General features: G+C 47.4%; 13 protein-coding genes. 4 read left to right on the top strand and 9 right to left on the bottom strand.

What is annotated here, in order from left to right; all coding sequences use genetic code 11:
• The first annotated feature begins 90 nt into the window (after positions 1-90).
• From AAAT87_RS06745 to glmM, 4 genes are all read left to right on the top strand, one after another.
• Positions 91-1,002 carry a glycosyltransferase family protein gene (locus AAAT87_RS06745; protein ID WP_089544919.1) on the top strand — a complete coding sequence of 304 codons (912 nt, stop codon included), beginning with the start codon at positions 91-93 and terminating at the stop codon, positions 1,000-1,002.
• A gap of 15 nt (positions 1,003-1,017) precedes the next feature.
• The gene (locus AAAT87_RS06740; protein WP_295023745.1) at positions 1,018-2,052 is read left to right on the top strand and encodes a DHH family phosphoesterase; all 1,035 of its coding nucleotides are present in this window, start codon (positions 1,018-1,020) and stop codon (positions 2,050-2,052) included.
• A gap of 165 nt (positions 2,053-2,217) precedes the next feature.
• Positions 2,218-2,928 carry a BamK family beta-barrel-assembly machinery protein gene (gene bamK, locus AAAT87_RS06735; RefSeq protein WP_298530029.1) on the top strand — a complete coding sequence of 237 codons (711 nt, stop codon included), beginning with the start codon at positions 2,218-2,220 and terminating at the stop codon, positions 2,926-2,928.
• A 28-nt stretch (positions 2,929-2,956) separates the two neighbouring features.
• Entirely contained in the window at positions 2,957-4,348 is a 1,392-nt protein-coding gene (glmM, locus tag AAAT87_RS06730; protein WP_295023739.1) for a phosphoglucosamine mutase, read from the top strand.
• Positions 4,349-4,627: 279 nt separating this feature from the next.
• Here the strand turns inward: glmM and AAAT87_RS06725 are convergent, their stop codons facing one another.
• The 9 genes from AAAT87_RS06725 to AAAT87_RS06685 form a co-directional block, all read right to left on the bottom strand.
• Positions 4,628-5,371 carry a hypothetical protein gene (locus tag AAAT87_RS06725; protein WP_349226020.1) on the bottom strand — a complete coding sequence of 248 codons (744 nt, stop codon included), beginning with the start codon at positions 5,369-5,371 and terminating at the stop codon, positions 4,628-4,630.
• A gap of 59 nt (positions 5,372-5,430) precedes the next feature.
• Complete coding sequence (locus tag AAAT87_RS06720) at positions 5,431-6,042, bottom strand: polysaccharide deacetylase family protein (protein ID WP_089544915.1); 612 nt, start codon at positions 6,040-6,042, stop codon at positions 5,431-5,433.
• 134 nt (positions 6,043-6,176) lie between these two features.
• Positions 6,177-9,611 (bottom strand): glycosyltransferase family 117 protein, encoded by a 3,435-nt coding sequence (locus tag AAAT87_RS06715; RefSeq protein ID WP_296974339.1) that lies wholly within the window; start codon positions 9,609-9,611, stop codon positions 6,177-6,179.
• Between the two features lie 158 nt (positions 9,612-9,769).
• A complete protein-coding gene (locus tag AAAT87_RS06710) occupies positions 9,770-10,537 on the bottom strand; it encodes a metal ABC transporter ATP-binding protein (RefSeq protein ID WP_349226019.1) in 768 nt (255 codons plus the stop codon).
• Positions 10,538-10,591: 54 nt separating this feature from the next.
• Positions 10,592-11,485, bottom strand: coding sequence for a metal ABC transporter solute-binding protein, Zn/Mn family (locus AAAT87_RS06705; protein ID WP_349226018.1), 894 nt, complete (start codon positions 11,483-11,485; stop codon positions 10,592-10,594).
• Positions 11,486-11,524: 39 nt separating this feature from the next.
• Positions 11,525-11,977 carry a YqaA family protein gene (locus AAAT87_RS06700; protein WP_089544912.1) on the bottom strand — a complete coding sequence of 151 codons (453 nt, stop codon included), beginning with the start codon at positions 11,975-11,977 and terminating at the stop codon, positions 11,525-11,527.
• 84 nt (positions 11,978-12,061) lie between these two features.
• Positions 12,062-13,024 carry a hypothetical protein gene (locus AAAT87_RS06695; protein WP_295023734.1) on the bottom strand — a complete coding sequence of 321 codons (963 nt, stop codon included), beginning with the start codon at positions 13,022-13,024 and terminating at the stop codon, positions 12,062-12,064.
• 130 nt (positions 13,025-13,154) lie between these two features.
• Entirely contained in the window at positions 13,155-14,423 is a 1,269-nt protein-coding gene (purD, locus tag AAAT87_RS06690; RefSeq protein ID WP_295023733.1) for a phosphoribosylamine--glycine ligase, read from the bottom strand.
• Positions 14,424-14,590: 167 nt separating this feature from the next.
• Positions 14,591-16,555, bottom strand: coding sequence for an HD-GYP domain-containing protein (locus AAAT87_RS06685; protein WP_349226017.1), 1,965 nt, complete (start codon positions 16,553-16,555; stop codon positions 14,591-14,593).
• Between the last annotated feature and the right edge of the window lie 76 nt (positions 16,556-16,631).

Raw genomic sequence — 16,631 nt, 5'->3', positions numbered from 1 at the left:
AATAGGAAAAGATGCCGTTAGGTGCATTTTTTTTATTACTTTTGCAGGTGATTAAACGTAAATATCAACTATTAAATAAAAATATAGATTATGAAACCTACATTATTGCTTTTGGCTGCTGGTATGGGTAGCCGTTATGGTGGTTTGAAACAGCTCGATGGTCTGGGCCCTAATGGTGAGACTATTATGGACTACAGTATCTACGATGCTATTCAGGCTGGTTTTGGTAAGATCGTTTTCGTTATCCGCAAGGATTTCGAGGATCAGTTCCGCGAGAAAATCCTCTCTAAGTACGAGGGCCATATTCCAGCAGAGCTTTGCTTCCAGTCTTTGGATGCACTCCCAGAAGGATTCAGCGTACCTGAGGGTCGCGAGAAGCCATGGGGTACCAACCACGCAGTGTTGATGGCAAAGGACGTTATCAAGGAGCCTTTCTGCGTAATCAACTGCGATGACTTCTACAACCGTGACTGCTTCATGGTTATCGGCAAGTTCCTCTCTGAACTTCCAGAGGGTAGCACCAACAAGTATGCTATGGTAGGTTTCCGCGTAGGCAACACCTTGAGCGAGAACGGTACAGTAGCTCGTGGTATCTGCTCTAAGGACGAGAACGAGAACCTGACAACTTGTGTAGAGCGCACCGAGATCATGCGTATCAATGGTGAGGTTTCTTACAAGGACGAGGAAGGCAAGTGGGTTGCTGTAGGCGACAACACTCCTGTATCTATGAACGTATGGGGCTTTACTCCAGATTACTTCGCTCACAGCGAGGCTTACTTCAAGGAGTTCCTGAGCGATCCTAAGAACATGGAGAACAAAAAGGCTGAGTTCTTTATCCCATTGATGGTCAACAAGCTCATCAATGAGGGTACATCTACCGTTAAGGTACTCGATACCACCAGCAAGTGGTTTGGTGTAACTTATGCAGCCGACCGCCAGAGTGTAGTAGATAGAATCCAGAGTCTCATCGACGAGGGTGTATATCCTAACAAGCTCTTCTAATTCTATTAGATGGATATTCAATTAGATATTTTAAACGAACAGGAAGCCGCTATTCTCCGAGAGACGATAGCGGCTTCTCAGCATATTGTCATCTGTGCCCACAAGTCACCTGATGGCGATGCTATTGGCTCATCTTTGGGATGGGCTTATTTTTTGCGCTCTCTGGGTAAGAAGCCTGTTATCTGTGTGCCTGATATGATACCGGATGCCCTTTCCTGGTTGCCTGGTTGTGATGATATCGTGAGATACGACAAGTATCCCGACAAGGTGCAGCAGGCTTTTGATGAGGCTGATCTGGTATGCTGCGTGGATTTCGGCAGCACTGGCAGACTGGATGAGATGGATCATGTGCTTGCTGGCTGCAAGGCCCAGCGTGTTGTCATCGACCATCATCTGGCTCCTAACCTGGAGGCTAAGCTGATGATTTCGCAGCCTCATGCCAGCAGCGCCAGCGAACTGGTGTTCCGTGTGATATGGCAGTTGGGTGGTTTCCCTGAGTTGGATAAGACCTGGGCTACCTGCGTATATTGCGGTATGATGACCGATACGGGTGGATTCACCTATAACTCTACCAATCCGGACATCTACTACATCATCTGCCAGCTGCTTACCAAGGGTATCGACAAGGATAAGATTTATCGCAACGTCTTCAACAACGCCCGTGTCTCTGCGGTCCGCTTCCGCGGTCATCTGATGAACGAGAAGCTGCAGGTCATCGAGTCGCTCCATGCCAGTTACTATACCGTAACCCGCAAGGAGATGAAGGAGTATGATTTCATCAAGGGCGATCTGGAAGGATTGGTGAACGTGCCTCTTACCATCAGAGGTCACAAGCTCTCCATCTCGCTCCGAGAGGATACCGATATCGACAACCGCATATTGGTGAGTCTCCGTTCTGTGGATGATTTCCCATGCAATAAGATGGCGGAGCAGTTCTTCAATGGTGGCGGTCATCGCAACGCATCAGGCGGTAAGCTGCTTTGCAGTATTGAGGAGGCTGAGAAGATTGCCCAGAAGGCAATTCTTGCCTTTGCCGATTTACTGAGATAAGGAGGCCTTTGCGCCTGAAAAAACAGAAAAATAAGGAAAAACAACCCCGAAAGAGGCATTAGGATGATAATAAGTGATAAATAATAATAAAATCATCCTATACTTCTCGGTGTTGTCTTTTCTTTTTTGTACCTTTGCCCAATAAATTAGAATTTAGTAAAAGGAATGAAGAAATTTTTGTTTGCCATCATGGCTATAGCAGCACTTTTCTCGTTTGCTGCATGTAACGATACTGAGACATATAAGGATTTGCGTGACCGCGAGTTGGACTCTATCAGTTCTTTCTTGCGTCACGAAAACGTGAAGGTCATTTCAGAAGAGGAATTCAAGAGTCGTTGGGAGAAGAAGCAGAAGGACAACAGCGTGGTTCTTACTGATACTTCCAAGAACAACAACGAGTATGTGCTCTTCAACAGTAACGGTATTTATATGCAGGTATTGGAAATGGGTTGCGGCGACTATATCAAGATGGGCGAGACTACCGACGTGCTCGTTCGTTTCTCTGAATACAATCTGAATACCGCAGCAGAGATGAGTCTTAACTCTTTGCAGTTGAGCAATAATCTGAAGCAGTATTCTTTCTATACTGATAAGATGACCGTGACCAATACTTCCGGCACTTTCACCGGTACTTTTGATGTGAATAGCAGCTTGATGGCAGCCACTTACAACAAAAACTACTCCGGCGGTTATAGCGGAACAGTACCTAGTGGCTGGCTGGTTCCTTTCAGTTGGGTAAAGATTGGTCGTGGTAATGCCGAGGGCGAGAGAATTGCTCACGTTCGTCTGGTAGTTCCTCATACCTATGGTACTACAGCGGCATCAGGAAGCGTATATGCCTGCCTCTATGATTTAACCTTGCAAAGAGGCAGATAAGATAATTTCATTTTAAAAAGATATTATTATGACACTGATTAAGTCTATTTCTGGTATCCGTGGAACAATCGGCGGTCCAGCGGGCGATACTTTGAATCCGCTCGACATCGTCAAGTTTACATCTGCTTACGCTACATTCATCCGTCGTAGCGGTGCTTCTAAGAGCAACACCATCGTGGTTGGCCGTGATGCACGTATCTCAGGCGAGATGGTAAAGAATGTGGTTTGTGGAACTTTGATGGGTATGGGTTACGATGTATTGAACATCGGTCTGGCTACTACTCCTACTACAGAGTTGGCTGTAACCATGAGTGGTGCTGCCGGTGGTATCATCATCACAGCTTCTCATAACCCACGCCAGTGGAATGCTCTCAAGCTTCTCAACGAGAAGGGTGAGTTCCTGACTGCTGCCAATGGTAGCGAGGTATTGAGTATCGCTGAGAAGGAAGACTTCGAGTATGCTGATGTAGATGCTCTCGGAAAATATACAGAAGATAATACATTCAATAAGCGCCATATCGACTCGGTGCTTGCATTGAAGCTCGTGGATGTTGAGGCTATCAAGAACGCTCATTTCAAGGTTTGTGTAGATGCCATCAACTCTGTAGGTGGTGTTATTCTCCCAGAGTTGCTCGATGCACTCGGCGTAGAATATACATTCCTGAATGCTGAGCCTACCGGTGATTTTGCTCACAACCCAGAGCCATTGGAGAAGAACCTCGGTGGCATCATGGATGAGTTGAAGAAGGGTGGCTATGATATGGGTATCGTTGTTGACCCGGACGTTGACCGCCTGGCATTCATCTGCGAGGATGGTAAGATGTTTGGCGAGGAATATACCCTGGTAAGTGTAGCTGATTATGTATTGAGCAAGACTCCAGGTAACACCGTCAGCAACCTTTCTTCTACCCGTGCTCTCCGCGATGTAACCGAGAAGCATGGTGGTTCATATTGTGCTTCTGCCGTAGGAGAGGTGAATGTAACTACCAAGATGAAGGATGTTCATGCAGTGATTGGTGGCGAAGGCAATGGTGGAGTTATTTATCCTGAGAGCCACTATGGTCGTGATGCCCTCGTAGGTATCGCTCTCTTCCTGAGCAGTCTGGCTCATAAGGGCTGCAAGGTGAGCGAGCTTCGTGCCAGCTTCCCTAACTACTTCATCGCCAAGAACCGCATCGACCTGACTGCTTCTACCGATGTAGATGCTATCCTCGTCAAGGTGAAGGAGCTGTATGGCAAGGAGAAGGATGTAACTGTTACTGATATCGACGGTGTGAAGCTTGACTTCCCTGACAAGTGGGTTCACCTCCGCAAGAGTAACACTGAACCAATCATCCGCGTATATAGTGAGGCTTCAACCATGGAGCAGGCTGATGAACTTGGTAAGAAGCTCATGCAGGTAGTTTATGATATGCAGTAAGATACTGTATTATATATGAGAACGACTTCTCACAATTATAGGCAGCAATGCTTATAAGTGTGAGAAGTCGTTCTCGTTTATAGTAAAAGTTGTCCGGATATTACTTATTTATTTTCGGAACAGTCAGCTTCTAAAGCCGCACAACAGCTGTTGTGCGCTTGCATATCAGCTGTTGTGCGCTTGCATATCAGCTGTTGTGCGCTTGCATATCACGTGTTGTGCGCTCGTTGCCCAGCTGAAGTGCAGTTATTTTAGTTCCGGTATAATTTGATGGAAAACTTATTCCTCTGCCAGCTCTTTCATCGCATCGTTTAATGTGTTGAAAAGAACGTTGATGTTTTCTTCTTCGTTCTTGCATGCCTCCTTGAAGAGGGCAACAGGATCTTCAGGATCGCCCTTCAGCGGAGCCTCGTTCAGGAGAATGTTCACATTGTTTAGTAGCATGCCGTGCAGGGTAGGCATGTGTAGCTGCTGCTGGGTACCTTCCTTGCTGACACATTTCAGTCCGGCAGCGTATGCCTTCACGATGATGCGCACCAGCAGATGGATAGCCATCGGCTCGTCGGCAAGGCTGATGAGCACACCGTGGGTATAATCTCGTACGTGCTCCTCTATGCTTGTAAACTTACCCTGCAGGAGCCAGGTGAAGTTGCGTTTGTATTCAGCTTCCATCGCCTTGTACAGCTGGTTCGATTTGCAGGCGATGCGCAGATAGTCGAGCATGGTTGGCTCGAAGGTAGGATCGGTCTTCTTCATGCTCTCAAAATTCTTCTGCATGCGCTCGTTAGCCTCTTCCGCACTCTTGTAGTTGAGTCGTACGAGGGTAGAGAACATGATGTCGAAGAAGTACTGGTTCACTTCTCCATAGTGTTCCAGCATCATCTGCTTCACCTCTTTGGGGTCGTTCTTCTTCTGGAAGTCATCGCCGCCAACCGCAGCATCCATGATGCCGCGTGCGTATGCCTCGAAGAATCCTCTTACGAAAGAGGCTACAGCCTGATAACTATTGATTCTCTTGCTCATTGTCTTTTGAATGTTTTAATCAAAGATGATTTAATCAAAATGTTTTAATCAAAAATGATTTAATCAAAAATCTTAAATTCATATCCCTGTTCCATCAGCCATTCTATGGATTGTGGAAGTGCCGTCTTCAGCTTGTCGATGCTCTTCAGCGAGTCGTGGAAGGTGATGATGCTGCCGTTGCGGGCATATTTCTTCACATTGTTCACCACATCTTCTGCCGTCATCCACTTGGAATAATCTCGGGTTACCACATCCCACATGATTACCTTGTAGGTGCGGTGCAGCCACCAGTACTCGCTCTGTCGCATCCAGCCGTGAGGTGGACGGAAGAGATGGGCGTGGATGATGTCATTTGCCTTGTTGGTGTTGAGCACGTAGGAGATGACACGATGCTTGAAGGCACCGATATGATTGAAGGTATGGTTACCTATCTGATGCCCCTCTGCTACAATCTGGTTGTAGAGATCGTGGTTGCGCAATACGTTTTCGCCCACCATGAAGAAGGTAGCCTTGATATTGTACTTTCTCAAGGTTTCCAGGATGAATGGGGTGGATTCGGGAATCGGACCATCATCGAATGTGAGATACACCGAATGGTCGTTCTTGTCCATTCTCCATATTGCTTTCGGATATAACCATCTGAGCCATTTGGCAGGTTGCTCTATGAACATAGGAATAACTTGATTAGGGGATGATACAAAAAGGGAGACCTAGCAAAAATGCCAGGTCTTCCTTGATATTCTTTATTTTACTGATTGCCTCGTGGCTATGTTTTATTGACAGCCTTGTGGCAATGCTTCAGTTTTTACTGATTGCCCTGTGGCATGCTGCCGCCTCTGCCGCGATAGAGTGTATAGAGAGCATTGAGCTGCTTCTCATAACTCTTCTGCAACTGAGGGCTTACCATACCTGCCACATCGCAGACACTCTGCATAATCATGATCTGACGGATGCAGTCGTTCTGGCTCTGCAGGAAGCGGTCGTTGGTCAATGAGAGGTAATAGTCGAGATACTGGTGAGCATTCTTCCAGACAGCCTCTACATATTCCTTACCCTTTGCCTTCTGACCGGTGAGCAGCCAGCCGCGAGCCATATCCAGACCACCGCTCATATAATCGAGGGTGACATTGTATGCAGGAATCTCCACATCAGCCTTCTTCAGGATGTTGATAGCCTTCTGGTTCTTGCCGTCGGCGATGAGCTGGAGGGCTGTCTGGGCGAGCAGGCGACGGTGGGTATAGCACATACGCATGGTAGTCTCGTCGATATAGAGTCCCTTCTGCTTCAGGTTACCGAACTTGAATCGGGTCATGATGTTGTGATAGGTCTTCTCTGCATCGAAGTTCTTCGCACCTGGCTTGTTGGTGGTGAATGGAGTGATACGGTTGGCAAGACCCTCCTGTACGAAGTTGTCGCCAAGGTTCATATAGTTCTCCTGTCCCACGGTAAGAGCCACGTAGATAGGACGTGTCCAGTTGCACTGTGACAGCATTTCGAGCATCATCAGGTCGCCCTTGTAGAGAGCATTCTTGCCTGCGAGTGAAATCACCATCTTGTCTGGGATGGTATCAGAAGCCATCATCATGCCGCTCTTCTTCACAGCCTCCTTGTCGATTGTTACATAGACGGTGTCTGTAGGGATGAAGTGCATGTCTGAGTTCTTGCTGCGTACCCAGTACTTCAGGATGTTCTTGAGCTCGAAAGGCTCATCACCAAACTGCTTCTTGGCATTCACTGGATCCTGCTTGTAGAAGTCGAGAATCTGCTGCTTAGCCTCTGGCTGGACAGAAACATACTCGTTGGTACCCGAACAGAAGTCGAGACGTGGCCAGGTGATTGGCACGGATGGTGAGTTGTATGCAGGACGCATCATCTGGTCGATATACCAGTCGGTCTGCAGATAGCTCAGGTTACATACGCGGGCATCTGTACCTACGCCTTCTACCTCCTGGTTGTACCAGAGTGGGAAGGTATCGTTATCACCATTGGTGAAGATGATAGGGTTGCCCTTCTCCTGAAGCGACATCAGATAGTTCTGGCCGAAGTCGCGGCAGGTGTAACGTCCTGAACGGTCGTGATCATCCCAGGTCTGTGATGCCATCTGGATAGGAACGAGCAGGGTTACCACAGCCACGATAGCTGTTACGGCAGTACCGCTGAGCTTCATCTTCTGCTTCAGAAGGTCGATGATGGCGAGAACGCCAAGACCGCACCAGATAGCGTATGCATAGAATGAACCGGCGTAGGCATAGTCACGCTCACGTGGCTGCATAGGAGTCTGGTTCAGATAGAGCACGATGGCAAGACCTGTCATGAAGAACAGGAAGAATACCACCCAGAACTGCTGGATACCTACAGGGAGAATCTCCTCTGTCTCCACGCCGTTCTTGATGACCTTGCGCTTGCGGGTGTACCAAGCCTGCCAGAAGAGACCGATGAGACCGAGAATCAGCGGCATGCAGTAGAACACGTTGTGTCCCTTGTTTGCCTTCAGGTCGTCTGGCATTTTGCTCTGGTCGCCATAGAGAGCGTTGTCGATGAATGGGAAACCGGTAATCCAGTTACCGTGCTCAGGCTCACCGTTGCCCTGGATATCGTTCTGTCGTCCGGCAAAGTTCCACATGAAGTAGCGCCAGTACATGAAGTTGCATTGATAGGAGAGGAAGAAACGGATATTCTCCATCTGTGTAGGAACCTTCACCATCATGTTCTCGCCACAACGGTCGTAAGGCACCTGATTACCCTCTACGCCACCCATCCAGTCTTCGTATGCCTGGGCATGAGCCGAACTGTGCATACGTGGGAAGAGCATATTCTGTGCATATACATACTTGTTCTTATGGCTTACTACGAAGTAAGAGTCCTTCTCATCGGCAGAAGCCTTCTCCTTGCGCTGATAAACAGGTGCACCTTCCTTCGTTACAGGCTTGCACATGTTGCCGTCAGCTTCGAGAGCCACCTGAGAAGTGTAAGCCTGACCATAGAGCAATGGAGTATCGCCATACTGGTCGCGGCTCAGATAACTACCCAGGGTGAAGATATCCTCAGGAGAGTTCTGGTCCATAGGAGGGTTGGCGGACGAACGGATTACGATGAGCGCATAGCTTGAGTAACCGATCATCAGCATCAGCATGCAGAGCAATGCTGTGTTCTTGATGCGTGCAGAGATGAGAGGCAGCAGCTGCATCTTCTTCTTCTCGATGCCTGTAGCCTGGTCAACGCCGGTTACTACTTCCTTCTTGCGCTTGTAGTTGAGTACAAACCAGAGGATCGCCAGGATGATGATGCCGGTGATGACTGCGCTCCATCCATATCCGAAGAATGGGATGCCGAGCATGCCGAAACCGAGAACGAAGGCGATGTTCTGCTTCTTCTCGTTCTTCTCTGATGCATTGTAGGTCTCGTAGATACCCCAGATAACAGAGGCTACGAGGCAGATGATATATACGATTTCACCGGTATTGAATGGGCAGCCGAGCGTATTGACGAAGAACAGCTCAAACCATCCGCCTACGGTGATGATGCCAGGAACCACACCATAAAGTACGGCTACTACCACCAGGAATGAAAGGAAGAGCGCCATGAGCGAACCCTTCAGGTTGGCATGAGGCACCTTCTTGTAGTAATATACCAGTACGATGGCTGGGATGCAGAGCAGGTTGAGCAGGTGCACACCGATACTCAGACCGGTCATATAGGCGATGAGCACGAGCCATCGGTCGCTATGAGGTTCGTCGGCATGGTCTTCCCACTTCAGAATCAGCCAGAATACCACAGCGGTAAAGGCAGAAGAGAAGGCGTAAACCTCACCCTCTACAGCAGAGAACCAGAAGGTATCGCTGAAGGTGTAGATGAGTGCGCCCACCATACCTGATGCTTCGATGGCAATCAGCTTGCTGGTGGTCATCTCCTTCCAGTCGCCGATGATGAGCTTGCGTGCCAGATGGGTGATGGTCCAGAAGAGGAACATGATGCAGACGGCACTGAGGAGTGCGCTCATCGTATTCACCATCTTGGCTACCTGCGTGGTATCACTGGCGAAATGTGTGAAGAAATTGCCCATGAGCATGAAGAATGGTGCCCCAGGTGGGTGACCGATCTCCTGCTTGTAGGCAGTTGTAATAAACTCAGGACAGTCCCAGAAGCTGGCTGTCGGTTCAATTGTGGAGCAATATACGAATGCCGCAATGATGAATGCGACCCATCCGAAGATATTGTCCACTAATCTGTACTGTTTCATTATTGTTTAAACTTTAATGTATTATATTTCTATGTTTCCTATTTATATAATGTGTATAAAACGTTGCAAAGATACTAAAAAGTAAAGAGATAGCGTAGGATTGCTTCTCTTTTTTAGGTTATATTAAATTTAAATAGGTGATGTTGTAGAAAAACACATTAAACATTCAGGAAATGCTCTTCCAGTTTTTCTCTTGGCATATCTGCCGTATCGTGATAATGCAGGTGCTGGTTTACGCAGGCGATATGCTTCACGTTGTTGAGCACTTCGGCTACATCGTGACTGACGATGATGATGGCGCACTCCTTGTTGATCTGCTCCAGCATCTCGTACATCTGCTTTTGGAATCGGCGGTCGATGTAGGTGTTAGGCTCATCGAGAATCACGACATCGGGCTTTGATACGATGGCACGGGCGAGGAGCACTCGCTGAAGCTGACCGCCGCTGAGGGCAGCGATGTGTCGGTCTTTGAATTCCGTCAGCTGCATGCGCTCCAAGGTATCGAGCACCTGCTGGTGCTGAGCCTGGGTGTATCGCGAAAAGAGACCTTTGGTCTTGCTGAGTCCGGCAAGTACAACTTCATATACAGAGATAGGAAACTGCTTGTCGAGCTGGTTGTATTGTGGGAGATAGCCCATCGAAATCTCCTTTACTTCCTCAACTTTTGCTTCGCCGTTTTCATCAAGAACCGTTTCCCCGCTCTCATCCTTTACTTTTCTGAAGTATCTGATGGTTCCTTCCGTAGGCTTCATCAGTCCCAGAATGAGGCGCATGAGAGTAGTCTTGCCACCACCGTTTGGTCCGATGATGCCAAGATAATCGTCTTGATATACTGTGAGATTTACGTCGCTGAGCACCTGCTTGCCGTCATATCCGGCAGATAGGTGCTCTATTTCGATTAACTTTGAACTTTGAGTTTTGAACATTGAACTTTATGATTAGTTATTGTTCTTTATACTTTTTATAAAATATTGGCGGGCTTACTTCCCAACCACTATCTCTTTGCCTTGCACAGCCAGTGCCGCTTCCAGCATCGCCCTGTTCCAATCGCCCTGCAATGGATTGATATTCATTGGCTTGGTGTGGCTTTCGTTGATGAAGGTTGTGGTGTTGCGGTTGGCAAATTCTGCCTGTATCAGGCAGAACTTGATCTTTTCTTTTCTTGCTCTCTCTATGAGGCTCTTCAGCTGGGAGGCACTAGGCTCCCTGCCTTCTTCCTCTATGGCAAGCTGCTCCAGCTGGTAATCACGGGCAAAGTAGGTGAGGATAGGGTGATAGATCACAAACTTGCGTACCAGGTCTGGATCCTTTTTGAAACTCTCCTTGATGGTGCTGTCTCTCTTGTCGATGATGCTGAGCAGCGACTGATAGTTCTTCTCGAAGAATGTCTTGTTCTTTGGCTCCAGTTCGCAGAGCGCCTTGAGGATGTTGCTGGCTATGATGCGGGCGTTGCTGCAACTCATCCATACGTGTGGGTCGATGTTGCCACCCGGAGTCTTGGCAGGCTTGATGCCCACGGAAGTATCTATCACTTTCATATCTGGAGCGTTGTCCTGCAACTTCTTCATCCAGGTCTGCTCAAAACCGATGCTGCCCACTTTCAGATAGAGGGCACTCTTCGATAGTTCCATCATCTGCTGGGCGTATGGTTCGTAAGTCTCCGGGTTGTTGCCATTCGATACCATCACGTTGACATCCACCTTGCCTTTGGCAATTTGATCTACGAAATACTTGTAGGGGGAAATCGTAACTGTAACCGTAACCGCAGGCTTCTCTGTTCTTGAAGCCTTTCCCGAATCTGCCTGTTTCTGAGGTGTACCCTTACATCCGGCAAGAATAACACATAATATAATAAGGTATAGAAATCTCTTCATATATTAAAATCTTCTTGTGTTATAAATCTGCTTATATGTTTATACGATGAAGCTGAGACCATAAACCAAGAGGATATATCTCAGCACTTTTCCGATGGTGATGCTGATGGTAGAGATGATGATATTGGCTCTTGTCAGCCCCAGCACGATGGTGATGGCGCTTCCCAAAATCGGGATGAAGGCGAAGAAGCCCATCCAGGCACCTCTATCAGCCATGAATCTTTCTGCCTGATCCAGTTTCTCCTTCTTCACGTGCAGATATTTCTCTATCCATTCCATCTTGCCCAGTCTGCCCACACCATAGTTGAACAGCGAGCCCAATACATTTCCTATGCTGCCATATATCACCAGAGGGATGGGATCCAAACCTGCTGCCTGCAAGCCCGACATCACTACCTCGCTGCTGAAAGGAAAGAAACTGCCGGCAAGAAAGGCGGAAACAAGCATGCCCCAATAGCCCCAGTTGATTAAAAAGTCTATTATGTAACCCATTGAATATTATTTGTTTAACATTCTTGATGCAGCGTTTCGCTGCATCAAGTCTATCTCTGAATAACTCTAATCCCAGAATCAATCTTATCCCTGAATAGCCTGCAGCAATACCGTTTCCGGAATGAAGATATTGTATAGCAATATCAATACCATGATGACCAGCGCCGAGATAAAGACGATGTTCGCCAGCTTTCCTTTAGTATAGGTGATGAAGTGAGCGGTGAGTGGTGCCGTATTTACAATCATGATGCTGCCCAACTCCTTGATGTGGTGAGGCTGCAGGATGATGAAGGCAAGACTCACATAGTTGATAAGAATGAATGAATTGTAAATCATTCGGGTACGGATCTTATCAGCATAAGAGGTATGCAGGAAGTGTATGCTGCCCAATGTGCTCAGGATGATGAGGAACAGAAGATTCACCACCTCGTGGTCGGTAACCTGCGAATAATCGAACAGATCCTGATAGTTGATAAATTCTGCAAAATGACTGATCAGTCCATTGATGTTATTGGTGTAGGCGAAGTAACCCGCTGAGAACCAATACGGCATGATGAGACCGATGATAGATGCAAAGAAGTTTCTGAAGCTGAAGGAATTGGTGAATACCATCATCATCAGCCACAGGAAGGGCAGGAAATATCCCACCTGGATGAACACCATTGAGGCGAGTCCTACGCAGAAGAAGGCATAGAAGGTCCATCCTGCCGCCCGCTTGTCCTGGTAACTGTTCCAGATGATGAGGTAGAAGGCGATGGAGCACATCGTCACGATGCTTGCCTTAAAGGAGGGTGTAGGCAGAGAGGTCATGGTGATGAACACCAGGAAACTGCAGGACACCATTCGGCTGTAGGTTCGCATCAGGGAATTATGGTTGTTGAGCTCCACCATCAGCAGGGTAGAGAGAATGGTGAAGGCGAACTGCACCCAAATGTTAGCTACTAAAAAACCTACAGCAACCCATACCAAGGCGGCAAGGGTTGCTGTTACAGGTAGAGCGTAGCGGCTAGCCGCCACTTTATTTTGAAAAGTTTTCTTTCTTAACATCTAAATCAATGTTGAATGCTTAAAACAATGTTGAATGTTGAATGTTAAGTGTTGAATTAGGCTAGCGCCCTTGAGTCCGTTAGGCAATTCAACATTCAACATTCAACATTCAACATTTAACATTAAAAAACTAAAGATCCTGTCCGATATCAGAGCGGAAGTACTTGTCTGTGAACTGGATCTTCTGAGCCTCGGCAAAGCTCTTCTTCAGAGCCTCTTCCTTATCCTTGCCGTAGCTGCTTACGCAGATTACACGGCCGCCATTGGTTACAACCTCTCCATCCTTCATGGCTGTACCTGAGTGGAAAACAACAGAACCTTCCACATCATTGATACCATGGATAGGATAACCCTTCTTGTAAGCCTCTGGATAACCACCGCTTACGAGCATCACGCAGACAGCAGCACGCTCATCAAACTCGATGCTGCGCTTGTCAAGATCGCCGGCAGCTACACCCTCGAAAAGATCCACGATGTCGCTCTTCAGGCGGAGCATCACGCTCTCAGTCTCTGGGTCACCCATACGGCAGTTGTACTCGATAACCATTGGCTCGCCCTCTACATTGATCAGACCGAAGAAGATGAAGCCCTTGTAGTCGATGTTCTCCTCAGCCAGACCCTTTACGGTAGGACGGATGATGCGCTCATCCACCTTCTGCATCCACTCCTTGGTTGCGAATGGCACAGGGGTAACGCTACCCATACCGCCGGTGTTCAGACCGGTATCGTGCTCGCCGATGCGCTTGTAGTCCTTAGCCTCAGGCAGAATCTTGTAGTTCTTGCCATCGGTCAATACGAATACGGAGCACTCGATACCGCTGAGGAATTCCTCGATAACTACGCGTGCAGAAGCGTTGCCGAACATACCGCCGAGCATCTCCTTGAACTCCTTCTTGGCCTCTTCCAGGGTAGGAAGGATGAGAACACCCTTACCGGCGCACAAGCCGTCAGCCTTCAATACGTATGGAGCCTTCAGAGTCTCCAGGAACTTCAAGCCTTCTTCTACGTGCTCGCCGTCGAAAGTCTCATACTGAGCTGTCGGAATGTTGTGGCGCTTCATAAACTGCTTGGCGAAGTCCTTGCTTCCTTCCAGCACGGCACCAGCCTTTGATGGACCAATCACAGGGATGTTCTGGGTGCGAGGGTCAGCCTTGAAGTCATCATAGACACCCTTTACCAGTGGGTCTTCCGGACCTACTACCACCATATCAACACCGTTCTCGACAGCGAAGTTCTTGAGCGCCTCGAAGTCGTCAGCCTTGATATTCACATTCTCGCCGACATTCTGCGTACCGGCATTGCCAGGAGCGATAAAGAGTTTCTCACACTTCTCGCTCTGAGCGATTTTCCAAGCTAAGGCGTGCTCGCGGCCACCGCCTCCTAACAATAATATTTTCATCGTAGTTACGTTTAATAATTCTTCTATTACATGTTACAATCAGGATATTGGTCTTCTCCTTCTTTTACAATCAGGATAGATATTTACTCCTTTTTGCATCCAAATTTCTAATTTGCTGCAAAATTACTAAATTTCAGCGAACTATACAAGCAAAAAGCCTAAAATCTTTATCGCATATAGTTCTTATAGATTTCATAATAGATATCTGGCCATCCGTAGATGGCTATCCTCTCCAGTTCCTTGTAGAGTTCCGGTATGTCATCTATCAGCTTCACCAGGTCGGGATTGTATCGGGTTCCTGCGCCTTCTCTCAGCTCTCCCATCACTTTTTCGAAGCTCTTTTCCTGCTTGTAGTTTCTGCCTACTCGTTCGGTGGCAGCCTGCATGCAGTCGCACAGGGTTATGATGTCTATCATGAAGCGGTAAGGCGACTTGGTGTTGTCAAAGTCGTTTGGATAGCCTTCCTTGCCGTTGTACCATTTATGATGTCCCAGCGTGGTATCGTGGTAGTATTTCAGTTCCTGCGATATCTTCAGGTATTTCAGTCCCATTCGGGGATGCATTCTGATGATTCTTCGCTCCTCATCGCACAGCTGTCGATAGTCGTTGTTTACCACGCTTACGATACTGTTCTTGCCAATGTCGTGACAGAGTGCAGCACGGGTGATGAAGTGGATGAGCTGCTGCTGATGAAGCCTTACCTGCCATTTGCTGCTGATGCCCAGTTTTCCTACCAGCAGTTCCCGCCGGTGCCTGATGATGGCTTTCATCATGGCTTCTGCAAGTTGTGCCACGTGAGTAGAGTGGGCGTAGGTGGTAACCTGGGTTGCCACGTTCAGTTCCATCACGAATCCTATTCTTTCTTCATCGCTCAGGTATTTGATGAGTCGGGGATAGGTGCTCACATTTTCCAGTGTCTGATTATACTGCGTGGAGTTCTGCTGGTCTTTGCGATGTCTGAACATCCTGATAATATCTTCACAGAATGTCCTGATGTGCTTTTTTTTGTAATTGGTAGAAACCCTTGCCGTATCTACGATAAACGCCAGATTGGTGTAGTGATTCATCAGCGAATTGAAGGCACCTTCTCCCAGAACTTTTTGTTGTGTAAGTGGTTTGATCAGCGTTCCGTATATTTCCTCAGCCTCTTTCAAGGCTGTTCTTGTCCGGATTTCTCCAATTCTTAGCTTCATGACGATGAGATTGAGCTTCGATGAGATGCTGAGTCCTACGGTATCCGGATACTGCCTTATCACCCGTTTTACCAAAGCGTCTCCTTCTTTCTTTTCTATCAGTTCCGGATTGGTGAGATAGATACCTCTAACTATCTCCAAGTCTCTATTCTTGATTCGGTTAATCCATAGCTGCCTTCTCTTTTCGGGTACTTCCAGCTCGTCTGCCGTATGATTTCTGGCTAAAATTTCCAGCTTTTCGTATCTTTCCTTCAGTTTTTTCAGGGGTTGGATATGGTGGAGTGTCCATGCGGATAGGCACAGATCCTGTAGGGCATAGCCGTACAGACCCAGTTCTTCAAGTGTATGGCAGTGTGTACTGTCGGCTACGTATGCGATGCAATCGTATGCTTTTTTCAATGTCTCGTTGTCTCTGTTCAGTCTCCATATCTGGTAATAGGATGAACCCTTCCAGCTCATGGCTCTCAGAAATTCGTAGTTCCTTTCCGGGCGTTTTCTGAAATTTCGAATCAGAATATCCGTAACCCTGTTTGTGATGAATGGATCCGTCAGGGCATAGGCATAGTTATGAAAGAAGTTTTTGTCCAGACTGTCGTAGGCTACATCTGGCAGAATGGTCTCCTTCGTCGTATCTGCCATATCGGTTTCGAAATAATCTGCAATGCTATTCAGCAGCTTCTCGTTCTCGTGATAAATCAAATGGTTCTTCCGGCTTCTTGTCATGAAGAATCTTACCCATTCGTCGTGGTTGTGGATGCTGAAGATGCTGTCGTTGTAGCGATTGTAGGTGATGCGGTTCTGAGATAGCTTGTCGAAGATAAATTTAAAGTCGGGGATGCTCTGCTTAGAAACAAAAGACTCTTTACCTGCCACTTGCAGGTGGCAGGCAAAGAGTATGGTGGTAATTAATAAAATTACTTTTCTTATCTTGTTAGTCATCTTTTTGTTCCGAAGATTTTTACTTCAGATAGACTCTTGGATATATTGCCATCCGAATTTTCTTCAGATAGAGTCT

Origin of the sequence: Segatella sinensis, from assembly GCF_040095255.1 — a bacterium.
GTDB lineage: Bacteria > Bacteroidota > Bacteroidia > Bacteroidales > Bacteroidaceae > Prevotella > Prevotella sinensis.
This window is presented reverse-complemented; position numbering and strand designations above follow the sequence as displayed.